Origin of the sequence: Desulfurivibrio dismutans (genome assembly GCF_029210385.1) — a bacterium.
Taxonomy (GTDB): Bacteria; Desulfobacterota; Desulfobulbia; order Desulfobulbales; family Desulfurivibrionaceae; genus Desulfurivibrio; species Desulfurivibrio dismutans.
The window spans coordinates 20,897-42,082 of sequence record NZ_JARGDQ010000004.1 but is presented as its reverse complement, the minus strand read 5'-3'; the positions used below and the strand labels follow the sequence as shown (position 1 = coordinate 42,082).

Genomic DNA, 21,186 nt, shown 5'->3' with positions numbered 1-21,186 from the left:
AGAAAAGAAAAAACACCTGCTCCATCAGTTACCGGCCGCAAACACCGGCCAGTAACCGTTTCAGGTGAACAGAAATCACCATTAAACGCAAGTTTTATGTACCGGTGGTCGTTCTGTGGCGAGGGATCCGTCAAAGTCCAGCGCGGACGGAGACAGCAAGGCCAATGGGGCCCTTGGTCAATGGCAGATCGCCTCCACGAAGGGAATACCGGCCACCAGCCAGTCGAACATCTGCAGGTGGCGGTAGAGGTTGTAAAACCCGATGAGCACCACCATGATCCCGGCGGCCTGCAGCATCCGCCCCCGGGCCCGGCCGGAAAGCCAGGCGGCGGTGCTGCCGAACAGCAACAAGGCCGGCACCGATCCCAGGCCGAAGAACAGCATGGTCAGCGCCCCGGTGAGAGGATCGGCGCTTTGGGCGGCGGCGATAAACATGGCGTAGAGAAAGCCGCAGGGCAAAAAGCCCATCAGCAGCCCCACCGGCAAGGCCCGCAGAGCCGGCGGCAGCACCGCCAGCCTGCTCACCAGGCCGGTGATCAACGCCGTGGGGGCGGGAAAATTAAGCCCCATGACGTTAAGGCGCCGGAAAGCCCCAGCGGTGGCCAGGCCCACGGCAATAATAAAGAGGTCGGAAAAAATCAGGGCCACCGCAGTAACCATCACCAGATTCTGGGTGTAGGCCAGAGCCGAACCAAACCAGCCCACCAGCGCGCCAATGGCGGTATAGGTGACAATCCGACCGGCGCTGTACAGCAGATGAAAAGCCACTCCCGTCCGGGCTCGCTGCAACTCCGGCGAACTCAGGGACAGCGCCGCCACCAATGGGCCGCACATTCCCAGGCAGTGCCCCGACCCCAGCAGAGCAGTTACCAAGGCCAAACCGTAAAGCGGATCAATTTCCAGCCCACCAAACATCTTTTTTACTCCCCGGCGCAAAATCTTTTTTTGGGTGCCGCGACAAGGCTGAACGTTTACCAGACACTTGACATCCGTGCCGACAAGTTTCATTATGTATCCGAAATCAGGGGCAGGTGTTTCCCGGCCACAGCTTATCACCCTTGTACCAAGGGGCGGCAAAAACAAACACAGCTAATTAATTCAACGCAACTTTTGATGCTTTGCCAGGCCATCAACTCCAGGAGTCGACCATGAAAAAAACTATTCTGACGGCCGCTCTCATTGCCTCCGTCGCCTTTATCAGCCCGGGACCGCAGGCAGCCGCCGAAGAGTTTATCCGTCACCAGGTGCAGGAAGGCGACAACCTCTGGAGCCTGAGTGAACAGTACCTGTCTGACCCCGGCCGCTGGCTGGACATCTGGCAAGTCAATCCCGAGCTCACCAACCCCCACTGGATTTATCCCGGCCAGTTCGTGCTGATTCCCCTGCCCCCGCCACCACCACCCAGAGAAGAAGTGGTTATCAAACCACCACCCATCGTCAGCCCCGGTGAAGCTCTACCGATGCAGGTCACCACCCCCACCCGGCCGGTGGTGGAAGTTGAACCGGAGGTGGATGAACGCCGGGACGCCGTGGCGGCGGAACTGGCCCGGCAATACAACCGGGGTATCGGCATGGTCACCTGGGATCTGCCCACCGGCGGCCAGGTACTGGGTTCAGCCGTAGGCTGGCACCACGCCGCCGGCCAAGAGACGATACTGATCGAGGCCCCCGGCGCCCAGCCCGGCCAACGCCTGGGCATTTATCGCGATCTGGGCCGGGTCGCCGCCCAGCGTTACCTGGGGAAAAGCCCCGGCCACCTGCTGGCGGACGTCGGCATTGTTGAGGTCATCAAAGCCGAGGGCGGCAAACAGCGGGCCGTGGTTGAACGGGCCTTTACCGAAATCAAACAGGGCGACCTGCTGGGACCGGTGCCGCCGAAGCCGGAAGTAACGGCCGGCTTGCTGGAAAAAGACGCCTACACCATTCCCGCCACCGTGGTGGCCGTCAAACACCACCGGATGACGGCCGCCAGCGACAACGTGGTCTACCTGGACCGGGGCGAAAACCACGGGCTGGCTCCCGGCCAGACCTTCTCCGCCCATTCTCCCGACGGCGGCGAGGGCCTGCGGCGCCGGGCCGAACTGCTGATCCTGCTGGTCACCCCGGAACGCTCCGCCGCCCTGGTGACCAGCGCCAGCAACAACCACGTGCGGCCGGGTGATCTGCTGGGTCAGGTCCGTTAGCCGCCGGCGGGTGGCGGGGGCTCATCGTCATCGTTCATCATCCGGTATTTGGGGCCTTCGGGATCATCAAACTCGCCCTTTTTCACCGCCCAGACAAAGGCCAGCCAGGCCCCCAGGCCCAGGCCCAGGGAAATGATGATCAAGGCTATAGTGGATTCCAGCATCGACTTGTCCCCTACCGTTTTTCGTAACTGCTCACCAAGGCCCCTTATCCTGCTGCTGAACGATTACCGTTTTGCCAGGCGCAAGGAGTTGGCCACCACCAGCACCGAGCTGGCGGCCATGGCGGCGGCGGCGTAAACCGGCGCCAGCAGTCCGGCCACCGCCAAAGGCAAGGTTACCATATTGTAAGAAAAGGCCCAGAAAAGATTTTCCCGGATGATCCGCATGGTGCGGCGGGCCAGAGCCAGGGCACCGGCCAGTTCCGCCAGCCGGTTACGGGTCAGCACCAGGCCGGCGGCACCCACCGCTATATCAGTCCCACCGGCCAGGGCGCAGCCCACCCGGGCGGCGGCCAGGGCCGGGGCGTCGTTGATCCCGTCGCCCACCATCAGCACCCGGGCGCCGGCGTGTTGCAACTCTTCGATGATCGCCTTCTTGCCGGCAGGATCAATGGCGCTGTACACCTTTTCAATCCCGGCCTCGGCAGCCACCCGGGCCGCCACCCCGGGATTGTCACCGCTGAGCATCAGCACCTGCAGCCCGCGGGCGTGCAGTTCCCGGACCAGGGCCGGGGCATCGGGGCGCAAGGTATCCTGCAGCAGGATGACCCCGGCGTATTGGCCGGCCTCGGCCAAATGCACTTCGGTCAGAGCCTCTCCGGCGGCGGAGTTTTGCCCCTGCCTGGCGCCGGCCTTCAACATGCCGCCCCGGTCCGCCGTCCACTCTTCCCGAGGCGGCACATCTATGCCCTGCTGGGCCAAAAAATCCCGGTTGCCGACCACCACCTTGCCGGCCGACCCGGCGGCAATCATACCACGCCCGGCGACGGCGCTGATTTCGCTGACAGCACCGACTGCCGGCAAACCAGATTGTTTCTGGATAACCTGCTCCGAGGTCTTTTCCGACGCCACCGCCGGTGAGCGATCACAGGAGGCAGTCGGCGGCCCTTGCCCCCCCGGTTCATAGATCAATCCCCTGCTTTCGGCCTCCGTAACAATAGCCTCGGCCAGGGGATGGGTGGAGCCGCTTTCCACCGCCGCCGCCAGGGCCAGCAGACGATTTTCAAGCCCTTCCCCGGCTCGGCTTGCAGCCCCGGTCGCTTCGTCGGTACCGGCGTGGAGATAAGGTCGCACCGCCACCACTCGTGGGCTACCGGTGGTCAGGGTACCGGTTTTATCGAAGGCCACGTGGGTGATCTTGGCGCTTTCCTCCAGCACATCCCCACCCCGGTAAAGAATCCCTCGGCCGGCGGCCCGGCCGGCGGCCACCAGCACGGCGGTGGGGGTGGCCAGCCCCAGGGCGCAGGGACAGGCCACCACCAGCACGGCAATGGCGATCAACAGGGCCGGTCCCAGGCCGAGCCCCTGCCACAGCCAGAAGAGCAGGGCCGCCAGGCTCAAGCTCAGCACCAGGGGCACAAAAGCGGCGGCCAGGCGATCGGCCAGGCGCTGCACCGGGGCCTGGCGGCTCTGGGCCTCTTCCACCAGCATGGCCATGCGGGCGACAAATGATTCGGCGGTGGTTTTCGCCACCTCCACCCGCAGGGTGCCGGTCAAATTGATGCTGCCTCCCAGTACCGCCTCGCCCGGCCCCCGCGCCAGGGGCCGGGACTCACCGCTGACCACCGCCTCGTCCACTTCCGAGTGACCATCGACAATCCTGCCATCCACCGGGAAGCGCTCGCCGGGACGCACCAGGATCATATCACCGGGCCGCAGCTCGGCGCTGTCCACCACCACTTGCCACTCCCCCTCCTCCAGGCGCACGGCGGTGTCCGGGGTCAGGTGCAGCAGGCGGTCGACCCCGGAGGCGGCCCGGCGGCGGGCGTTATGCTCAAAGAGCCGGCCCAGCAGGATCAGGGTGACGATCATGGCCGCAGTTTCAAAATAGACCTCGGCCCCCACCACGGTGGCATAAATACTGTAAAAGTAGGCGGCCAGCACCCCCATGGCGACCAGCAGGTCCATGTTGGGGAGGTTGCTGCGCAGACTGCGCCAGGCGCCGACCAGAAAGGGCCAGCCGGAATAAAAGACCACGGGGGTGGTAACCAGGGCCGCCATCCACTGCATGACATCCCGGGTCAGCGGGGTCATCCCCTGGAAATAGCCGGCATAGAGGGCAAAAGAGTAGCCCATGAGCTGCATGGCGAGAAAAAAGGCGGTGCCGAAGCGCAGCAGCAGATCGCGGCTTTCCGCCTCGGCGGCCCGGTGCAGGTTGTCGCGGGTCAGCACCCGAGGGCGGTAGCCCAGGCGGGCCACGGCGGCAAACAGCCGGGCCGGAGTCAAGCGGGTTGGATCATACACCACAAAAACCCGGTGGCTGCCGTAATTGGCCCGCACCGTTCTCACTCCGTCCAACTGACCGACGATCTTTTCGATCAACCAGACGCAAGTGGCGCAACGAATTCCTTCCACCAGGAAGGCCAGCTCGTCGCCCTCCTCGCCGACTCGGACATGGCGGGCCAGCAACTGGTCGTCGTACTCAACGGCAAAGACTTCGGCCATGCCGCCGGCATCCTGCCAGGAGCGCTTACGGTAATAATCCTCCAGCCCGGCCCCGGTGATGATCAGCCAGGCTCCCAGGCAACCCCGGCAGCAGAAGCGGTATTCGGCTCCATCACGCTCGCCGCGAAAACCACCGTCGGCGGGCAGCGGGTCCTGGCAATGGTGACAACGCAAATCGTTCAGAGCGCCAACTCCCGCCACTGACTGGTGTTGACCCGGAAACGCCGCTGCAATTCGGCCTCGGCGGTGGCCGCCGACAGCACCATTTCCACCGGGTCGGTGGGGAAATCCGCCGCCGGGGCCCGGTAAATCCCCGGCGCGGTTTCCGGCAGCGCCAGTTGCCAGGCCACGGGATTGCCGGCGGTGCGGCGGGAGGTACGCAGGCTGACTTGCCCCCCGCTCACCGGCCGGCCGTCGCCATCCACCAAGCGCACCTGCAGAACTTCATCTTCTTTGGCCAGCAACAGGCGCCAACCGGCCTCGGCGGCGGCCCGCCAGGCCCGTTCATCTGCATGGTAGGCCTGGCCACTGGCGTAGTAATCGGAATCCACCACCGGGCTGACCCGGGCTCCGGCCTGAATGATAGACCATGAACTGAAGAGCAGAAAGGCCAGAAAAAGGCCTCCCAGCAGCAATGGCCAGCGGTAAACCGGCACGGCATCGACGGCTGGGGCGATGTTCTTCGACATAACTGGATCCTCACAGAAAAACTGGGTAAAATTTGTAACTGTCCAGCAGCACCCCATCTTGCGGCGATCAGGTCGGCTTGAGTACCTGATGTACGCTACGTCTATTTGGCTTACCGCAATATGGGGCACTGCTGAACAGTTACGTACCAGAATGAGCTTAATAGTTACCAAAAATTTATAATTCGCCAAAACGATAGTTGATCAGTCCCGGCCGGCCAGGTTGGGCCTTGGCCATAACCCGACGGCAGGCGTCCCGGCAGTTGCCGCAGTTGATGCATTCCACCTGGTAGCCCCGGCGGATATCAATCCCCATGGGGCAGGCCCGGACACAGGCCCGACAATCCAGGCAACGCTGGGCATGATCGGCGGTTAGCCCGAGGTTTAAAGTGTCTTTGCCCAGCAGAATGACCTGAATGCGGCCGTAGGGGCAAAATTCCCGGCAAGCCAGGCGCCGGACAAAAAGGGCGTCAAGATAAATCAGCGACGCCAGGCCCAGGGTAAAGCCCAGGGCCCAGGGGCCGGGCGCGCCGACCAGCAGCCGCTGCCAGTAAACCTCCGGCGGCACAAAGTACCAGACCAGAGTGGCGCCGCCCCACATGGCCAGCAGCAGCATCACCAGATGCAGGGCGGTTTGGCGCCACCAGGCCCCACTCAGCCGCCAGGGATCAACCCGCAGCCCCAGCCCCCGGGCCAGCCATTCCACCAGGTTGTTGAGCCAGGTCTGGGGGCAGAGCCATCCACACCAGACCCGGCCCAGAAACCTGGCCACCAAGAGGAACAGGAAGATCAGGGCCAGCAGCCCCGGCACCACCAGGTAAAACTCCTGGACCCCCAACTGCCGGCCCGGCAGGTACAGGGTCCAGGCGGGGACGTCCAGCCGCAGCAGGCTCTCGCCCTGCCAGCGCCAAAACGGCAGGCTAAAGAAAAGCAGAGCGCCCAGCCATTGGACGGCGCGCCGCCAGGGCCGGATCATCGCCTAGCGGATGGCTTCCTGGTGTTCGGTCATCTTGCGGTCGAAATATTCCGCCGAACTCCAACCGCTGAACAGAAAATAACCCATAAACAGCACCGCCCAGACCACCAACCCACCGAACAGCAGCTTGAAATAACCCGGGAGAGGGGCGTGTCCTTCTTTGATTCCATCACTGTGAGATCCCGCCTGGGAGGCGGAATTTTGCTTACTCATCATTGTGCTTCCTCCTTATCGTCCGGTTCCAGCATCCGTTCCTTGGGCTCCTCAAGCCGTTTCTTGCGCTTGCCGCTGAAGGTCCAGATCACAATGGCGGCAAAAACTGCGAACATGCCGATGGTCATCAGCAGGTAGACCACTCCGGCCCAAGTCATGGCGCCACCTGTTCGCTATCCATGTAGCTGACGATTTTCCACAACCGCTCATTGCCCAGGGTGGCAAAGCCGGGCATGCGCAAGGGCTGGATGCCGTCGTGGATGATCCGAAAAAAGATCTCCTCGGGATAGTTCAGGGCCGTCAGATCGGCGGCAAATCCACCGCTCAAGCCGCTGCCGTGGCAGGCGGCGCAGTTGCGCTCGTAAAGCTCCCGCCCTTCGACAATAGCCGCCGGATCGCCGGCAAAGGGGTTAACCAGCTCACCTACCAGGGTCACCCGCTGCTGCTCCCGCCAGGGGATATCACTGCCCAGTTTCTGTAGATAAGCGACCATGGCGTCCATGTCGGTCTTGCCGGCCAGCGCCTGGATCTCTTCATCGCTGTACGGGAAGCCCAACACCTCCATCTTGCGGCGGGTCAATTCCGGGTCCACGTCGCGATTATCTAGAAAATCGTAGGGGGGCATGTTGGTGCCCGGCGCCATGGCGGCAGGCTCACGCATGTGATCGTAGTGCCACTGATCCGGGTAGTTGCCACCGATACGGGCCAGGTCAGGGCCGGTGCGGCGCGATCCCCAGAGGTGGGGCCGATCATGGACAAACTCGCCGGACTTGGAATAATCGCCATAACGGATCACCTCGGCCACCAGCGGCCGCACCGTCTGGGTGTGGCAGTTATTGCAACCTTCCTTAATGTACACATCGCGCCCGGCCAACTCCAGGGCACTGTAGGGAACCACCGAGGCGATGGCGTCCCGCTCAGTGTTAACGTAGGCAAAGGGCAAAACCATGGTGACGATGGTACCCACCATGATCACCGCCGTTGCCAGCAGCAAAAATATTACCGGATTTCTTTCCCACATGGTCAGCCTCCCTTATGCCTGCGCCGCGGCCCCGGGCGAGGCTTGCGCCCCCCGTGCCGTCATGGCGATATTGTAGACAAAAACCCCGATCCCCAGCAGGTAAACCACCCCGCCCAGGCCTCTAATCCACCAGTAGGGATACATGGCCAGCACCGACTCCATGAAGGTGTAGGTAAGAGAGCCGTCATCATTGAGGCTGTGCCACATGGAGGCCTGCACCACCCCGGCAATCCACATGCTGACCGAGTAGATCAACTGACCCATGAGAACCAGCCAAAAATGGAGGTTGGCCAGGGGAATACTGTACAGTTCGCGGCCGTACAGGCGCGGCGCCAGGTAGTAAAAGGCGCCGCAGATCAGCAGGGTGATCCAGCCCATGGTGCCCATGTGGACATGGCCGGGCACCCACTCGGTGTAATGGATAAAACCGGAGAAACTGCGCACCGCCTGCAGCGGCCCCTGCAGGGTCTGCAGGCCGTAAAAGGTGATGGCCAGAATGAAGAACTTGACCAGGTAATTATCCCGCATCTGGTGCCACTGGCCGTTCATGGAGAGATAGCCGTTGATCACCGAACCCCAGGAGGGGGCGATGAGCATGATGGAAAAGGCCATGGCCAGGGTCTGCACCCAGTCGGGAATCGGGGTCCAGAGCAGATGGTGGGCCCCGGTCCAGAGGTACATGAAGATCAGCGACCAGAAGGCGACAATTCCCAGCCGGTGGCTGTAAATCGGCACCCCCGTCGACTTGGGCAGAAAATAGTAAAAAACGGCCAAGGGCGGCACGGTAAGCACCATGGCCACCGCGTTATGCCCGTACCACCACTGCACGTTGGCGTCGTTGGTGCCGGCAAAGGCGGAATAGGATTTAAAGAGAGTTACCGGCACCGACAGCCCGTTGACCACAAACAGCACCGCCACCCCGATCAGCGCCGCCATCATGAACCACAACGAGATGTACATCTGCGCCTCGCGGCGTTTGAAGATGGTCATCAGGATGTTGATGGTAAAGGCCACCCAGAGCACGGTGATCAGGATATCGATGGGCCACTCCATCTCATGGTATTCCTTGCTCTGGGAAAAACCAAGCAGCAGGGTCACCGCCGACAGCACAATGACGATATTAAACAGCCAGAGCTGGAACCGGGCCAGGCCGTTGCTCCAGATCGGCACCCGACAAAGGCGCTGGACCATGTAATAGAACAGGGCGAAAAAACCGCCCACGGCAAAGCCGAAGATGCCGGCATTGGTGTGCACCGGTCGCAACCGGCCGTAACTGAGGTATTCACCAAAGTTCAACTGGGGCATCACCAGTTGAAACGAGATGACCACCCCGACCAGCACTGACACCGCACCCCAGAGGATGCTCCAGTGGACAAAGTGCTTAACGATGTCGTAATTGTACGCAGGTCTTTCCATACTCCCTCCTTTATTTGCCCTATGTTTTCACCTGAAAATTTTCCTCTCCTTCCCGGGCAGCACAAAACCAAAAATACCACAGGCCGGCAACGGCACCCTAATAAATTCTGCCGCTTGACCCTTAACCAAGACCTTTTCGGTCCCGTTTAAGGGTCAAAAAAATTTACAAAAAATCAGCAAAATTCCGCGCCTTAAGAATTTCCTCCACTTCTTGCCGAACAGTCACCCACACCGGGTGCACCCGGCATTGACCGCTCCGGTCACACCGACCTCCTTCCATGGTGCAAACGTTCATTGCCACCGGCCCCTCAATGGCCACCATCACATCATGGAGGCTGATCTCCCGCGGCGGGCGGGCCAGGCGGAAACCGCCCCGGACCCCCCGCTGCGACTCGACGAGCTTCGCCCGGGCCAGCTTTTGCAGAATCTTGGCCAGAAAACTTTTGGGAATCTCCATTTCCCGGGCAATGTCGTCGATCATCCACAGCTCACCTGGATGCCGAGCAAGGCAGTAAACACAGCGAATGGCGTAATCGGTGGCACGAGTAATTTGCATAGTGGACCGATTTTATCCTCTTTCCTGCGGCCTTGTCCAGTTTTTTTTTCTTATCCAAACCAAACACGCCTCCCTCAAAAGCGCAGCATGCTTGACAACTCCTGGTACTTTCAGTAATTTACGACATGATTTAACGGCTGCCGATCGCTGGCAAAAAACAACAAAATTGTGATTCGGCCCGCACAAGATTACATTTTTGTAGTATCATGCCGTTGCTACCACCAACATAGGCTAACCACTATCACTAGATTTTAATAACGTACAACCAACGAATTAATCGTCGCAACGACCATCTTTTTTTGCTGCTGGCACAGCTCTTGCTCATCATGCTGGACTGTAAACCGCGTTCAATCTGAGCCCGGCCCGCAACAAAATAAGAGGTCGACCAACAATCAAATCGACTAAACTGCATTTGTTCGGGGCCGGTTCAGCAAGCAAGCGCGCACCACCCATTACAAACCAAGGAGGAACCTGCAATGTCCACCACATCCTGCCTGCTCGGCAAGCACCACAAGCCGCACGGCGGCTGCTGTCACCGGCGTAAAACTAACCACCACGCCACCGTACCGGAACTGTTCGGGGCCAACGTGTTCAGCGATCAGGTAATGCGCGAACGTCTGCCCAAGGAAACATACAAGGCCCTGCAGCGCACCATCAATGCCGGAGCTTCTCTGCAGCCGGACGTGGCGGCGGTAGTGGCCAACGCCATGAAGGACTGGGCCATTGAGCGGGGAGCTACCCATTACACCCACTGGTTTCAGCCCTTAACCGGATCCACCGCCGAGAAACATGATTCCTTCATTGCCCCTTCCGTGGACGGTTCGGTGATCATGGAGTTTTCCGGCAAACAGCTGATTCAGGGTGAACCGGACGCCTCATCCTTCCCCAGCGGCGGCCTGCGGGTGACCTTCGAGGCCCGGGGCTACACCGCCTGGGACTGCACCTCGCCGGCCTTCCTCAAGGAGGACGGGGGCGGCAACGTCACCCTGTGCATCCCCACCGCCTTCTGTTCTTACAAGGGTGAGGCTCTGGACAAGAAAACCCCGCTGCTGCGCTCCATGAACGTCGTCTCCAAGCAGGCTCTGCGGGTGCTGCGGGCTATGGGCAACACCACCTCCAACAAGGTGATTCCCACCGTGGGGGCCGAACAGGAGTACTTTTTGGTGGAAAAGGAGTACTACTTAAAGCGACTGGACATGATAAGCTGTGGCCGCACCCTGTTCGGCGCTCCCTCCCCCAAAGGCCAGGAACTGGACGACCAGTACTTCGGGGCCATCAAGGACCGGGTCAGCGCCTACATGAAGGATCTGGACACCGAGTTGTGGAAGATGGGAGTGACCTCCAAGACCAAGCACAACGAAGTGGCCCCGGCCCAGTACGAAATGGCGCCGGTGTTCACCTCCACCAACATCGCCGCCGATCACAACCAGCTGGTGATGGAGACCATGCAGAAGGTGGCCCTGCGCCACAACATGGTCTGCCTGCTGCATGAAAAGCCCTACGCCGGGGTTAACGGTTCCGGCAAGCACAACAACTGGTCGCTGGCCACCGACGACGGCATCAACCTGCTGGAGCCCGGCCAGACCCCCGGCGACAACGCTCAGTTTCTGGTCTTCCTCTGCGCCATGATCAAGGCGGTGGACGAACACGCCGACATCATGCGGACCACCTGCGGCAGCTCCGGCAACGATCACCGCCTGGGAGCCAACGAGGCGCCGCCGGCCATCATTTCCATCTTCCTGGGCCAGGAACTGACCGATATCCTGGAAAAACTGGCCAAGGGCGAAAAGATCTGTTCCCCGGAAGGCTGCCAGTTCGTCAAGATCGGCGTCGATTCCCTGCCGGATCTGCCCAAGGACAACACCGACCGCAACCGGACCTCACCCTTTGCCTTCACCGGCAACAAGTTCGAGTTCCGCATGGTGGGTTCTTCCCAGTCGATTTCCGGCCATAACGTGGCGCTGAACACCATCGCCGCCGAGGCCCTGGATGAGATCGCCTCGCGGCTGGAAAAAGCCAAAGATGTCCATAAAGAGATCCAGGCCCTGATCAAGGAGACCATGGCCAAGCACAGCCGGATAATCTTCAATGGCAACAACTACTCCGAAGAATGGGTGCAAGAGGCCAAAAAACGGGGCCTGCCCAACGTACAGAACACCGCCGACGCCCTGAAAACCCTGATCGGCTCCAAAGCGATCAAGCTCTTCAGCAAATACAGTGTGTTGAGCAAAGATGAAATGCATTCCCGCTACGAGATCTACTCGGAGCAGTACGCCAAGCACCTCAACATCGAGGCCCGGGCGGCGGTGCAGATGACCCGGCGCCAGTACATCCCGACGGTTATCCGCTATATCAGCGTACTGGGGGCTTCGGCCAGCGCCGCCGGTAAACACGGTGGAGTACAGAAAAAACTGCTGGAAAAAGTCTCCGTTCTGCTGGAAGCGACCGGCAAAAAGGTGGACAAACTGGAAACGGAAGCGCAAAAGGCCCGGGCCATCGAGGACGTGGGCAAACAGGCCGCCGCCTTCCGCGACAAGGTGATCCCCGCCATGCTCAGCTTGCGCGAAGACGTCGACCAATTGGAAGAACTGATGCCGGCGGACATGTGGCCGGTGCCGACTTACAGCGAACTGCTCTTCAAATTGTAAAAGTCCAGCTGCACCGCAGATTAGGGCGATCAGCCAGGCCTGCGTACTGATACGCGGTTCCTGGCTGCTTGCCCTAATCTGCGGCACCACTAAACGTTTGCGGCCCGTTTTTTAAACGGTAACAGCTTTGGTCTCTGGTAAACGTATTTCAAGTTTGTAGGAGGCGGTATTGAATTGCCCGAATTGCAAGCAGTCTGTCCCGGTTGAATCACGATTTTGCATGTTCTGCGGTGAAGCTCTGCCCGAGCAGGAATTAACCGGCGCGACGGACACCGGCCTCTGGGTCGACCCGAAGACCGGCACGGAGCTTGTTTTGGTGCCGGCGGGCAGTTTTCGGATGGGCAATATCTGGGACGACGGCGGGCGTGATGAACAGCCGGTCCACCTGGTACAGGTGGCGGCTTTTCAGCTGGCCCGCTACCCCGTCACCCAAGCCCAGTGGCAGGCGGTGATGGGAGACAACCCGGCGGCAGTTTCCGGCGAGATCTTTGTTGGCGACCATAAACCGGTGGTCAATGTCAGTTGGAACGACGCCCAGGAATTCATCGCCCGTCTCAACCGCGCCGGTGGGGAAAACTACCGCCTGCCCAGTGAGGCGGAATGGGAATACGCCGCCCGTGCCGGCGGCAAAGAGCACAAATGGGCCGGCGGCAGTGACGAAAAAACGCTGACCGAATACGCCTGGTTCAGCGCCAACAGCCAAGGCCGGCCACAACCGGTGGGCCGCAAGCTACCCAACGGCCTGGGCCTGCACGACATGAGCGGCAACGTCTGGGAATGGTGCGAAGATGTCTGGCACCCCAATTACGAAGGTGCTCCGGCCGACTCCTCCCCCCGGCTCAGCGTAGAGCCCGGCGATCGAGAGGCCCGCCGCCGGGTAATGCGGGGCGGCTCCTGGAACTTCAACGCCCTCAACGCCCGCACCACCTACCGCGACTGGAACGACATCGACTACCGCTTCTTCGTCATCGGCCTGCGCCTGGCCCGTTAGGCGGGCCGATTCACCGCCCTCAACGGCCGACGGCTGTCAATTTGACGATGGCCGGATCCAGGTATCACCAAGACGCTCACCCGGCTTTTGTTTCTGTTCGACAGCGGTCGGCTCGACCGCTACCCCTTCCGCATCGATGCCCCGCACCCGCCACCAGGTATCGCCCAGACGCTCGCCTTCAACCATATTTTCATTTTCGCCAACCGCCATCGACGGTTCCATGAGCGGTGCCGCCACGGTGGTTACCACTGCGGCGTCTACCGGCGCCACCGGCTCACCTTCCGGCCCATCGGCCAGAGAATCAAACACTTCATCCGGCACGGCCGGGATGGCGGCAAAGGTAAAGTTTACCGTGCAGTCGGCGGTAACCGGGCCGGTGCGGTATAACTCACCGTCAAAGTGCCCACCGCAGCTTTCTTCCACGTCGACCATATACCCCTCGTCGGGTTTAACTACAAAATTTGTCTCTTGACCGTGGGTCACCGGACGCGACGTAGGGCCTTCAATGATGCCGTGGGAGCCGGCCAGGGCCGAGACGGTGTAAACCAGCGGCGCAAAGCCGGCAGTGACGGTAACATCGCCGTTCACTTCGCTGTCAACCCGGTGGTTGTCGGTGCGCCCGTCACTCCAGGCGACGAACTGATAGCCGACCTCCGGCTCGGCGACAACCGGGCGGCCGTCATCACCTGCCACCACCTTCTGGGAGACATCACCGACAATCGAGCCCCCCGGTACCGGCGGCATAAATCAGCATATGAGAAGCCACTTCCGGCTCAGCTTGCCGCGGTTGAACCAACTCGGCCACCGGTGGGGCGGGCTCCGCAACCGCTTCCTCCTCCGGTTCAAGCCCCAACAGACTGGCAAAAGAAGCGACATCCTCCCGGCGCTCTGTCGCCTGACCCTCCAGCCTGGCCCGGGCTTGCTCCAGTGATCTTTGTGCCCGCCTGGCGTCCGGCGCCAAATTCAGACCAAACTCATAAGCCTTGACCGCATCTTCCGCCCGGCCAAGCTGCAGGTACATGTCGCCCATGCCGAAATAGCTGGCGGCATACTCCGGATCCAGTCTAGCCGCCTGCTGATAGTGCTTGAGAGCTTCCCGGTAATCGCGAAAACGCTCCAGGGAATAAGCGTGGTGAAAATTGATTACCGGATCGTCTGGACAGACGGCCACCCCATGCCGGGCCAGGGTCTGGCGCTTTAACAGGTTGGTCTCACTTTCAATTTGATGGCCGATGGCCCGGCAATCGGCGGCCAACAGACGGCCCGCCATCGGCGGCAAAAAGGACAATGTAAAGACCATCAACCCGGCTGCCAGAAAACTTTTCTTCATTGCCAGCACCTTTGCCGTACTTTGTCGGACCAGTAAGCCTCCTAAAATCGGAGTTGCTTGTTCACGGTTGCCAAATTTCACATTATATTAATAAATCGATAGTTCTCGACTTGTCAATACATATTAACCTGCACATCATTCCTGACACATTGTGCCACCGCCCCGTAAACAAAAAAGCCGGGCCCAAACTGCCAGCCGGGCCCGGCTAAAAATGGTGAACTATCCCCGTCGCTTCGTCAACCGGCGGAATCGGTGACTATTCGGCCGGCACCACAAAACCCTGCACCAGTTTCAGGCCGGCCTGATCCCCGCTGGGAATGCTCAGTTCATGCTGGCCGGTGGCGGTTTCCAGGTATGAATCAAGCTCCCCGGGAACGGTATCCACCATCAGGCGCACCCATTGGTAGCGACCGGCGGGCAGACTTACTTCCTCTAGCAGCAGCTCCGAGCCACCGCCTTGCAGGGCCAGCAGATCGATCTGCCTGGGGTCATCGCTGAAATCAAAAGTTTGCCTGCCATGGCTGCTGCTCTACAGTTCCACCCCGCTGAACCGGACCCAAACATTTGTAGCCTCGGCCACCGGCGCATCGGTCACGCCGAGGGAAAGCGTCCCCTGCTTATCGCTGCTCGAACCGCTGCCACCACTGCAGCCCAACAACAAAGCGGCGGACAGCCCGGCAAACATTAAACCATTGAACATTTTCATTTTTCCATTCCTGCTTTAAGTTAAAACCTATCAATACAGTACTACTACAAGAACAAAACGATGACCGGCCTGATGCAGGAATTTGTCGCCTTCTGCTCACTGATCAGCGAGAGCGGCCACGGCTGCAGTTGCCTGACGTCACCCTGGATCCTCCAGGAGGTACTGCTGAGCCGCTACCAGCAATGATTTCCCGCCCGCTGCCCCCGGGCCACGCCCAAACTGCAGACCGTTCACCCCGGCAGGCACACCGGCCAGACGGCGAAGCTGGTGTCCGGCTTGTAACCGACCCCCAAGGCTCCTTTATGCAGATAAAGGGCCCAGGCCCAGTCGGTTTCAAAAAAGCTGGTGGTGGCGGACCAGTAAACTTCCCTCAGATTCACGAATGGATGCCCAGCCGGCAAGGCCGGACTGTGGCTACTGCAGTCCACCAGCGACTCCAGGGCGTTGACCGGCGGCAGGCGCCAGTCCCGGCGGCCGGCCAAACCGGCCTGGTTCAGGCGGGCTATCGCGTCCAGGGCTTCCTGCCAGGGCATTGGTTTTTGAAAGTAATCGGCATCAGCCAGCCATAACAGGCCGGTATGGCGATCCATAACCGTGCCTGCATTAACCGCAAAACGGGGCACGGGGGACAACCGGCCGTACCGAAACTCACCGTCCTGGCCACTGCCACGGCACTCCATGGGCCGACCCACCTGATCGTAACAGGCCTCCTGGCCGGTGGCGGCCAACAACTCGTTGCGCCCTCGCACCGGCCAGAACAGGTAGTCCTGGTCCTTGCGACCATAGAACATCCTGGCTCCCTCCAGGTGAATATACCAGGCATAGGCGGGATTGATGGCGGCACTGGTGGACGTCCAGTACCAGCCGAGAAAGACGTTGTCGAAGGGATGCCCGGCCGGCAGGGCCGGTTTTTTCGCCTGGTAGCTGAGCAGGCTCAACAGTTCGCGGCGGTTGGGCAGCCGCCAGTCGTCAAAGCCGAAGGCCTTTTCGGCATTCATGGCCGCCGCCAGTTCCAGGGCTTCCGGCCAGCTGCCGGGGAAATCATGAAGATTGGCGTTTTTGGTCCAACTCAGACCAGTAAGCAGATCCCGCACCACCTCGCCGACGACCGCAAAACGCGGCTCCGGCCAGACCCTTCCGTAGCGCATCTCGCCATCCTGGCCACTGCCCGAACAGGGGATCTCCCGGCCCCGGCCATCAAAACAATGGTCTTGGCCGGTGGCCGGCGGCAGATGGCTGCCACCCAGCTCAACATCAACCTTATCCATATTTATTCCTTTGTTTTCCAAGCGGTGCGAAAACGAACCCAAACAAACAGCCTACCCTGAGCCAACCCCGGGGACAACCAAACAAAGCCGGTTGTATTTTTTCGCCGGTTGTCACAAAACTGCTTATTAAACCTGAAAAGCGGTAGCGGGCAGTAAAACTCCAGGGAACGGTGGTCGGCGGGGTGGCGCACTTTCAGGCCGGCACTGTGCAGGGCCTGGCGGGGCAGCCGCAACCGGCGGCGATGGTCAGCAGCCGGAAGTTCTCACCCGGGACAATATGTCGCCAATGGTTGGTCACCGCTTGCTGCGCTCAGGCCAAAGCGGCGATTATGGCCTTTAAAAAGGCGGGCAGGTCGTCGGGGGTGCGGCTGGTGACAAGCTTGCCGTCCACCACCACTTCTTGGTCGACGTAGTCGGCCCCGGCGTTGACCAGGTCGTCTTTAATGGCGAAAAAGCCGGTGACCCGCCGGCCCTTGAGCACCCCGGCCGAGGCCAGCATCCAGCCGGCATGGCAGATGGCCGCCACCATCTTGTCGCCTTGCGCCATTTCCCGGACCAGCTTGACCATGGCAGGATGCCGCCGCATATGGTCGGGGGCGTAGCCGCCGGGAATGACTAAGCCGTCATAGTCGGCGGGATTGACCTCCTCCGCCGCCAGATCGGACTTGGCCACAATCCCCGCCCCGCCTTTGTACAGCTTGCCGGCCATGGGGCTGACCACCAGCACCTGGCAGCCTTCTTCCAACAGGCGGTAATAGGGATACCAGAACTCCCGGTCGTTGTAGAGTTCTTCCACCATAAGCAAAATTTTCTTTCCTTGCGCGGCCATGTTTACTCCTCCTTGTTGGATTGGGTTTTCGCCGATTGCCACATCAGCCAAGTGTACTCTTTTTCCGGGCGAATCCCAAGCCGCTCAAAACCCGCCCCGGCCAAGTCCCTTTTCCTGTGCCCTCCACACCCATTCGTTCAGATTTTAGAACTACACGAGTCCAGTTTCCGGGAACCGGGACATCTTTTTATCTTATTTTTTTTCATAAACAAAACTCTCTGAACGGTTTTTTTCATCTTAATTCGGCTGGATATTCAGATGAATAAACCATTGGCACATTCCTTGCGGTGACCACTCCGTCGACACCCAACCCGTTGACATCCAAGATTCATTTCCCTAGGCTTGATACACAAGCAGTAACGGATGGCAGCCTTGCAAATTATCAATTCAACCCTTTGAGGAAAGAAGATGACAACCAAAGAAGAGTTGTGCGCCAAAATCCATGAAGTTTTTCCGGATATCGGGGCCTGCGGCATCGACCTGACGGTTGATTACGACGACAACAACAAGGCCTGGGCGGTGGATCTCAAGAAGAATGATCTCGAGCTTAAAACCTTCCTGGAAGAGCCCGAGGCCGACCAGTGCATGGCTGGCAAGCAGTGCGTGTCGCTGGGGCTGCAGATCGCTCAACTCAAAAAGAACATCGAGGACATGCGGACAGCATGATGCCTTCCCCGAGGCTGACCGCGGCCGCCACGGAAACCATAACGAACCAACCAAACCAGGAGGTGTGTCATGAAGCGTCAAGTTGAAATGCAGGAGTGTATGTTGCGCGCCCATCGGGATTTTTTGGACAATCTTGAAAAATCAATCGAACTGGTGGCCCAGGACATTCAAGACGCGCAGGGAGAGCCCCAGGTCTGCACCGACGAGTGGTGTGCCACCGCCGAAGAAACCCTCGATGAAATGGCCAAACTGGTCTTTTCAATCAGCGAACCGCGCTGGCTTACCGACGAGGATTCCAAGAGGATCAGTAACCTGCGCCGTCGTATCCACGATCTTTACAGTCAGTACAAAGCGGTTAAAAAATAGCGCCGGGGGCCTGGAAGATGCAGCAAGACATCCAGATTCTCATTGGTGGCGAAGCCGGCCAGGGCCTGGTGACCATCGGCCAGCTGCTGGGCAAGGCGCTGGTCCGCGCAGGCCGGGAGATTTTTGCCAGCCAGACCTATCATTCACGGGTCCGCGGGGGGCACAACACCTTTGCCATGCGGGTGGGCGCCGGGCCCTTTGCCGCCCCCCGGGAGAGCATCGACATCCTGGTGGCGCTCAACGCCGAAACCGTGGAACTGCACCGGCCGCAACTGACCAAACGGGCCCTGATTATCGCCGATGCCGCGTTTGCCCCCGAACTGCCGGGGGCCATTGCGGTCCCATTTGGCGAACTGGGGCCGGAGAAACTCTGGAACACCGCCGCCCTGGCCCTGCTCGGTCAGGTACTGGGGCTGCAAGAGCAACAGCTCTACCAGGCGGTGGAAGCGACGCTGGGCCAAAAAAAGCCGGAACTGCTGGAGGAAAACCAGGAGATCATGAAAAAAAGCCGGGAATGGGCCAAGGCCCACCTTCCGGAGCACGATTTTGTTCTGGCCGATGCCACCGCCACCGCCGACAGCACCCAAAAACGACTGCTGCTCAACGGCAATCAGGCCATCGCCCTGGGTGCTTTAGCCGGCGGCCTCAAGTTCTGTGCTTTTTACCCCATGACCCCGAGCACCTCCGTCGTCCTGGAGTTAATCACCCATGCCGAGACCATGGGCTGCGTAATCGAGCAGGCCGAAGACGAGATTGCCGCCATCAACATGGCCATCGGCGCGGCCTTTGCCGGAGCGCCGGCCATGGTGGCCACCTCCGGCGGCGGTTTCGCCCTGATGGCCGAAGGAATCAGTCTGGCGGCGATGACCGAAACGCCGGTCCTGACGGTGGTGGCCCAACGGCCGGGACCGGCCACCGGCATGCCCACCCGCACCGAGCAGGGGGACCTGGAGTTTGTTCTTCATGCCGGCCACGGCGAATTCCCCCGGGCGATCCTGGCACCGGGCAGCATCGAGGAGTGCTTTACCCTTACCGCCCGGGCGCTGGCCCTGACCGAACGCTCCCAGTCGCCGGTCTTCCTGCTTACCGATCAGTTTCTGGCCGATTCGGCGCGGCCGGTAACGCCTTTTGAGCTGAACGGCATCACCCCGGTCCGGCCCGGCGACGACCCCGAAAAGGTGGCAACCCCCTACCGGCGCTACCGTCTCACCCCCGATGGCCTCTCCCCGCGGCTGCTGCCGGGCCTGTCGGAGCATCTGGTGGTGGCCGACAGCGACGAGCACGACGAAGATGGCCATCTCAGCGAGGACTATGGGCTGCGCACGGCCATGGTGAAAAAGCGGCTGCAGAAACTCGAACTGCTCAAAGAGGAAGTTACCGCCCCCACCCTGGAAGGGGACCAAGACGCCCTGCTCCTGGTCTGCTGGGGTTCCAGCCTGGGGCCGGTGCGCGAAGCCGCCGCCATCCTGCGGGATCGCGGGCTCAAGGTGGGCACCCTGCACTTTTCCCAGGTGTGGCCCCTGCTGCCGGAACAGTTCCTGGACCTGCTGCAAAAGGCCGACCGGGTTGTTGGCGTGGAGGGTAACGCCACCGGCCAGTTTGCCCGGCTCATTCGCCGCGAAACCGGCTTTACCATCGCCGAGCTGATCAACCGCTACGACGGCCTGCCCTTTACGGCCGACTTTCTGCTGGAACGCTTGGAAACTCAACGAGCTGAAACAGGTGACAGATGACAACCATCGCAGACTACGGCAAATACGAAACCGCCTGGTGCCCCGGCTGCGGCAACTTCGGCATCCTCAACGCCCTTAAGCAGGCCCTGGTGGCCTGCGAGCTGGCGCCCCACCAGGTCCTGATGGTCGCGGGCATCGGCCAGGCGGCCAAGGCGCCCCATTATCTGCGGGCCAACGTCTTCAACGGCCTGCACGGCCGCAGTTTGCCGGCCGCCATCGGGGCCCGGCTGGCAAACCCGGAACTGACGGTGATCGCCGAAAGCGGCGACGGCTGCCTGTACGGCGAGGGGGGCAACCACCATTTTCTCGCCGCCCTGCGCCGCAATCTTGATCTGACCATCCTGGCCCACGACAACCGGGTTTACGGGCTGACCAAAGGCCAGGCCAGCCCGACCTCCCAGCAGGGCATGGTAACCAAAACCCAACCCCACGGCGCCTTTGCCTCGCCCTTCAACCCGGTGGCGGTGGCGGTGACCATGGGGGCCTCCTTTGTGGCCCGGGGTTATGCCGGCAAGCTGGAGCAGCTCAGCGGCCTAATCGCCGCGGCCATCAAGCATAAGGGCACGGCCCTGGTCGATATTATGCAGCCCTGCGTCTCATTCAATAAACTCAACACCTATCAATGGTACCAGGAGCATTGCCATGAACTGCCCGAGGAGCATGACCCCACCGACCGGGAGCAGGCCCTTAAGGTCGCTCTGGAATTCGGGGAACGGATTCCGCTGGGCATCATCTACCAAACGGAAAGGCCGCTTTTTGAAGAACAGTTCGCAACCCTCAGCAAGGGCCCCCTGGCCCGCCAGGAGGTTCCCCGGCAGGAACTGCAACAGTTGATGCAGCGGTATGCCTAGCTACCACGACCGACCCAGGCCCTGATTTTTCCGGGAGAATCCGGTCGATATCGACCCCAAATACCGTGACCGGCAACCCTA

Annotated in this window: 23 protein-coding genes and 1 pseudogene; 8 read left to right on the top strand and 16 right to left on the bottom strand. The window is 60.7% G+C overall.

The annotated features are described in order from the left end of the window. Positions 1 to 177: 177 nt before the first annotated feature. On the bottom strand, positions 178 to 915 hold the full coding sequence (locus P0N66_RS05510; protein WP_275803078.1) for a sulfite exporter TauE/SafE family protein: 738 nt from the start codon (positions 913 to 915) through the stop codon (positions 178 to 180). A 233-nt stretch (positions 916 to 1,148) separates the two neighbouring features. Between P0N66_RS05510 and P0N66_RS05505 the strand changes: the two genes are divergently transcribed. Continuing rightward, positions 1,149 to 2,183, top strand: a complete 1,035-nt coding sequence (locus P0N66_RS05505; RefSeq protein WP_275803076.1) for a LysM peptidoglycan-binding domain-containing protein — start codon at positions 1,149 to 1,151, stop codon at positions 2,181 to 2,183. Here the strand turns inward: P0N66_RS05505 and ccoS are convergent. From ccoS to P0N66_RS05460, 9 genes are all read right to left on the bottom strand, one after another. After that, positions 2,180 to 2,347 carry a cbb3-type cytochrome oxidase assembly protein CcoS gene (ccoS, locus tag P0N66_RS05500; protein WP_275803074.1) on the bottom strand — a complete coding sequence of 56 codons (168 nt, stop codon included), beginning with the start codon at positions 2,345 to 2,347 and terminating at the stop codon, positions 2,180 to 2,182. The two genes, P0N66_RS05505 and ccoS, sit on opposite strands and share 4 nt — an antisense overlap. A gap of 63 nt (positions 2,348 to 2,410) precedes the next feature. After that, entirely contained in the window at positions 2,411 to 5,050 is a 2,640-nt protein-coding gene (locus P0N66_RS05495; protein WP_275803072.1) for a heavy metal translocating P-type ATPase, read from the bottom strand. Next, positions 5,029 to 5,538: a FixH family protein gene (locus P0N66_RS05490; protein WP_275803070.1), complete on the bottom strand. Its 510-nt coding sequence runs from the start codon at positions 5,536 to 5,538 to the stop codon at positions 5,029 to 5,031. The genes P0N66_RS05495 and P0N66_RS05490 overlap by 22 nt, the downstream gene beginning before the upstream one ends. A 175-nt stretch (positions 5,539 to 5,713) precedes the next feature. Beyond that, positions 5,714 to 6,511, bottom strand: coding sequence for a 4Fe-4S dicluster domain-containing protein (locus tag P0N66_RS05485; RefSeq protein ID WP_275803067.1), 798 nt, complete (start codon positions 6,509 to 6,511; stop codon positions 5,714 to 5,716). Positions 6,512 to 6,514: 3 nt separating this feature from the next. After that, the gene (locus P0N66_RS05480) at positions 6,515 to 6,727 is read right to left on the bottom strand and encodes a cbb3-type cytochrome c oxidase N-terminal domain-containing protein (RefSeq protein WP_275803065.1); all 213 of its coding nucleotides are present in this window, start codon (positions 6,725 to 6,727) and stop codon (positions 6,515 to 6,517) included. After that, positions 6,724 to 6,882, bottom strand: coding sequence for a cbb3-type cytochrome c oxidase subunit 3 (locus P0N66_RS05475; protein WP_275803063.1), 159 nt, complete (start codon positions 6,880 to 6,882; stop codon positions 6,724 to 6,726). The genes P0N66_RS05480 and P0N66_RS05475 overlap by 4 nt, the downstream gene beginning before the upstream one ends. Then, the gene (locus P0N66_RS05470; protein ID WP_275803061.1) at positions 6,879 to 7,745 is read right to left on the bottom strand and encodes a cbb3-type cytochrome c oxidase subunit II; all 867 of its coding nucleotides are present in this window, start codon (positions 7,743 to 7,745) and stop codon (positions 6,879 to 6,881) included. Before P0N66_RS05470 ends, P0N66_RS05475 begins: the two co-directional genes overlap by 4 nt. A 12-nt stretch (positions 7,746 to 7,757) precedes the next feature. Then, the gene (locus P0N66_RS05465; RefSeq protein WP_275803059.1) at positions 7,758 to 9,161 is read right to left on the bottom strand and encodes a cbb3-type cytochrome c oxidase subunit I; all 1,404 of its coding nucleotides are present in this window, start codon (positions 9,159 to 9,161) and stop codon (positions 7,758 to 7,760) included. Positions 9,162 to 9,324: 163 nt separating this feature from the next. Further along, positions 9,325 to 9,717 carry an RrF2 family transcriptional regulator gene (locus tag P0N66_RS05460; RefSeq protein ID WP_275803057.1) on the bottom strand — a complete coding sequence of 131 codons (393 nt, stop codon included), beginning with the start codon at positions 9,715 to 9,717 and terminating at the stop codon, positions 9,325 to 9,327. 476 nt (positions 9,718 to 10,193) lie between these two features. Here P0N66_RS05460 and P0N66_RS05455 point away from each other — a divergent pair, with 476 nt between their 5' ends. Further along, the gene (locus P0N66_RS05455) at positions 10,194 to 12,365 is read left to right on the top strand and encodes a glutamine synthetase III family protein (protein WP_275803055.1); all 2,172 of its coding nucleotides are present in this window, start codon (positions 10,194 to 10,196) and stop codon (positions 12,363 to 12,365) included. Between the two features lie 220 nt (positions 12,366 to 12,585). Then, a complete protein-coding gene (locus P0N66_RS05450; protein ID WP_275803053.1) occupies positions 12,586 to 13,356 on the top strand; it encodes a formylglycine-generating enzyme family protein in 771 nt (256 codons plus the stop codon). A 36-nt stretch (positions 13,357 to 13,392) separates the two neighbouring features. Here the strand turns inward: P0N66_RS05450 and P0N66_RS05445 are convergent, their stop codons facing one another. The 4 genes and pseudogenes from P0N66_RS05445 to P0N66_RS12970 all read right to left on the bottom strand — a co-directional run bounded on the left by P0N66_RS05445 (position 13,393) and on the right by P0N66_RS12970 (position 15,392). Further along, a complete protein-coding gene (locus tag P0N66_RS05445; RefSeq protein ID WP_275803051.1) occupies positions 13,393 to 14,100 on the bottom strand; it encodes an InlB B-repeat-containing protein in 708 nt (235 codons plus the stop codon). Further along, positions 14,066 to 14,686, bottom strand: a complete 621-nt coding sequence (locus P0N66_RS05440) for a tetratricopeptide repeat protein (protein ID WP_275803049.1) — start codon at positions 14,684 to 14,686, stop codon at positions 14,066 to 14,068. Before P0N66_RS05440 ends, P0N66_RS05445 begins: the two co-directional genes overlap by 35 nt. A gap of 256 nt (positions 14,687 to 14,942) precedes the next feature. Further along, a pseudogene (locus P0N66_RS12975) lies at positions 14,943 to 15,197 on the bottom strand (DUF4382 domain-containing protein); the annotation flags it as partial. 18 nt (positions 15,198 to 15,215) lie between these two features. Then, positions 15,216 to 15,392, bottom strand: coding sequence for a DUF4382 domain-containing protein (locus P0N66_RS12970; RefSeq protein WP_275803047.1), 177 nt, complete (start codon positions 15,390 to 15,392; stop codon positions 15,216 to 15,218). Positions 15,393 to 15,452: 60 nt separating this feature from the next. Between P0N66_RS12970 and P0N66_RS05425 the strand changes: the two genes are divergently transcribed. After that, a complete protein-coding gene (locus P0N66_RS05425) occupies positions 15,453 to 15,578 on the top strand; it encodes a hypothetical protein (protein WP_275803044.1) in 126 nt (41 codons plus the stop codon). Positions 15,579 to 15,622: 44 nt separating this feature from the next. On the opposite strand, the gene P0N66_RS05420 is transcribed toward P0N66_RS05425, so the two are convergent. Then, positions 15,623 to 16,660, bottom strand: a complete 1,038-nt coding sequence (locus tag P0N66_RS05420) for an Lcl C-terminal domain-containing protein (RefSeq protein WP_275803042.1) — start codon at positions 16,658 to 16,660, stop codon at positions 15,623 to 15,625. A 310-nt stretch (positions 16,661 to 16,970) separates the two neighbouring features. After that, positions 16,971 to 17,489, bottom strand: coding sequence for a type 1 glutamine amidotransferase domain-containing protein (locus P0N66_RS05415; protein ID WP_275803040.1), 519 nt, complete (start codon positions 17,487 to 17,489; stop codon positions 16,971 to 16,973). A 408-nt stretch (positions 17,490 to 17,897) separates the two neighbouring features. Here P0N66_RS05415 and P0N66_RS05410 point away from each other — a divergent pair, with 408 nt between their 5' ends. The 4 genes from P0N66_RS05410 (at position 17,898) to P0N66_RS05395 (ending at position 21,105) form a co-directional block, all read left to right on the top strand. Next, positions 17,898 to 18,155, top strand: a complete 258-nt coding sequence (locus tag P0N66_RS05410) for a hypothetical protein (protein ID WP_275803038.1) — start codon at positions 17,898 to 17,900, stop codon at positions 18,153 to 18,155. Positions 18,156 to 18,224: 69 nt separating this feature from the next. Beyond that, a complete protein-coding gene (locus tag P0N66_RS05405; protein ID WP_275803036.1) occupies positions 18,225 to 18,521 on the top strand; it encodes a hypothetical protein in 297 nt (98 codons plus the stop codon). Between the two features lie 17 nt (positions 18,522 to 18,538). Then, positions 18,539 to 20,254 (top strand): 2-oxoacid:acceptor oxidoreductase subunit alpha, encoded by a 1,716-nt coding sequence (locus tag P0N66_RS05400; RefSeq protein WP_275803034.1) that lies wholly within the window; start codon positions 18,539 to 18,541, stop codon positions 20,252 to 20,254. Then, positions 20,251 to 21,105, top strand: coding sequence for a thiamine pyrophosphate-dependent enzyme (locus P0N66_RS05395; protein WP_275803032.1), 855 nt, complete (start codon positions 20,251 to 20,253; stop codon positions 21,103 to 21,105). Before P0N66_RS05400 ends, P0N66_RS05395 begins: the two co-directional genes overlap by 4 nt. Positions 21,106 to 21,186 lie beyond the last annotated feature (81 nt).

Bases quoted from the DNA above. Each gene is read 5' to 3' on its own strand.
- P0N66_RS05505 (WP_275803076.1), top strand. From the start codon at position 1,149: ATGAAAAAAACTATTCTGACGGCCGCTCTCATTGCCTCCGTCGCCTTT.
- P0N66_RS05415 (WP_275803040.1), bottom strand. From the start codon at position 17,489: ATGGCCGCGCAAGGAAAGAAAATTTTGCTTATGGTGGAAGAACTCTAC.
- P0N66_RS12970 (WP_275803047.1), bottom strand. From the start codon at position 15,392: ATGAAAATGTTCAATGGTTTAATGTTTGCCGGGCTGTCCGCCGCTTTG.
- P0N66_RS05410 (WP_275803038.1), top strand. From the start codon at position 17,898: ATGACAACCAAAGAAGAGTTGTGCGCCAAAATCCATGAAGTTTTTCCG.
- P0N66_RS05425 (WP_275803044.1), top strand. From the start codon at position 15,453: ATGACCGGCCTGATGCAGGAATTTGTCGCCTTCTGCTCACTGATCAGC.
- P0N66_RS05440 (WP_275803049.1), bottom strand. From the start codon at position 14,686: ATGAAGAAAAGTTTTCTGGCAGCCGGGTTGATGGTCTTTACATTGTCC.
- ccoS (WP_275803074.1), bottom strand. From the start codon at position 2,347: ATGCTGGAATCCACTATAGCCTTGATCATCATTTCCCTGGGCCTGGGC.
- P0N66_RS05490 (WP_275803070.1), bottom strand. From the start codon at position 5,538: ATGTCGAAGAACATCGCCCCAGCCGTCGATGCCGTGCCGGTTTACCGC.
- P0N66_RS05510 (WP_275803078.1), bottom strand. From the start codon at position 915: ATGTTTGGTGGGCTGGAAATTGATCCGCTTTACGGTTTGGCCTTGGTA.
- P0N66_RS05395 (WP_275803032.1), top strand. From the start codon at position 20,251: ATGACAACCATCGCAGACTACGGCAAATACGAAACCGCCTGGTGCCCC.
- P0N66_RS05485 (WP_275803067.1), bottom strand. From the start codon at position 6,511: ATGATCCGGCCCTGGCGGCGCGCCGTCCAATGGCTGGGCGCTCTGCTT.
- P0N66_RS05465 (WP_275803059.1), bottom strand. From the start codon at position 9,161: ATGGAAAGACCTGCGTACAATTACGACATCGTTAAGCACTTTGTCCAC.
- P0N66_RS05480 (WP_275803065.1), bottom strand. From the start codon at position 6,727: ATGATGAGTAAGCAAAATTCCGCCTCCCAGGCGGGATCTCACAGTGAT.
- P0N66_RS05460 (WP_275803057.1), bottom strand. From the start codon at position 9,717: ATGCAAATTACTCGTGCCACCGATTACGCCATTCGCTGTGTTTACTGC.
- P0N66_RS05400 (WP_275803034.1), top strand. From the start codon at position 18,539: ATGCAGCAAGACATCCAGATTCTCATTGGTGGCGAAGCCGGCCAGGGC.
- P0N66_RS05420 (WP_275803042.1), bottom strand. From the start codon at position 16,660: ATGGATAAGGTTGATGTTGAGCTGGGTGGCAGCCATCTGCCGCCGGCC.
- P0N66_RS05445 (WP_275803051.1), bottom strand. From the start codon at position 14,100: ATGCCGCCGGTACCGGGGGGCTCGATTGTCGGTGATGTCTCCCAGAAG.
- P0N66_RS05470 (WP_275803061.1), bottom strand. From the start codon at position 7,745: ATGTGGGAAAGAAATCCGGTAATATTTTTGCTGCTGGCAACGGCGGTG.
- P0N66_RS05475 (WP_275803063.1), bottom strand. From the start codon at position 6,882: ATGACTTGGGCCGGAGTGGTCTACCTGCTGATGACCATCGGCATGTTC.
- P0N66_RS05455 (WP_275803055.1), top strand. From the start codon at position 10,194: ATGTCCACCACATCCTGCCTGCTCGGCAAGCACCACAAGCCGCACGGC.
- P0N66_RS05450 (WP_275803053.1), top strand. From the start codon at position 12,586: ATGTTCTGCGGTGAAGCTCTGCCCGAGCAGGAATTAACCGGCGCGACG.
- P0N66_RS05405 (WP_275803036.1), top strand. From the start codon at position 18,225: ATGAAGCGTCAAGTTGAAATGCAGGAGTGTATGTTGCGCGCCCATCGG.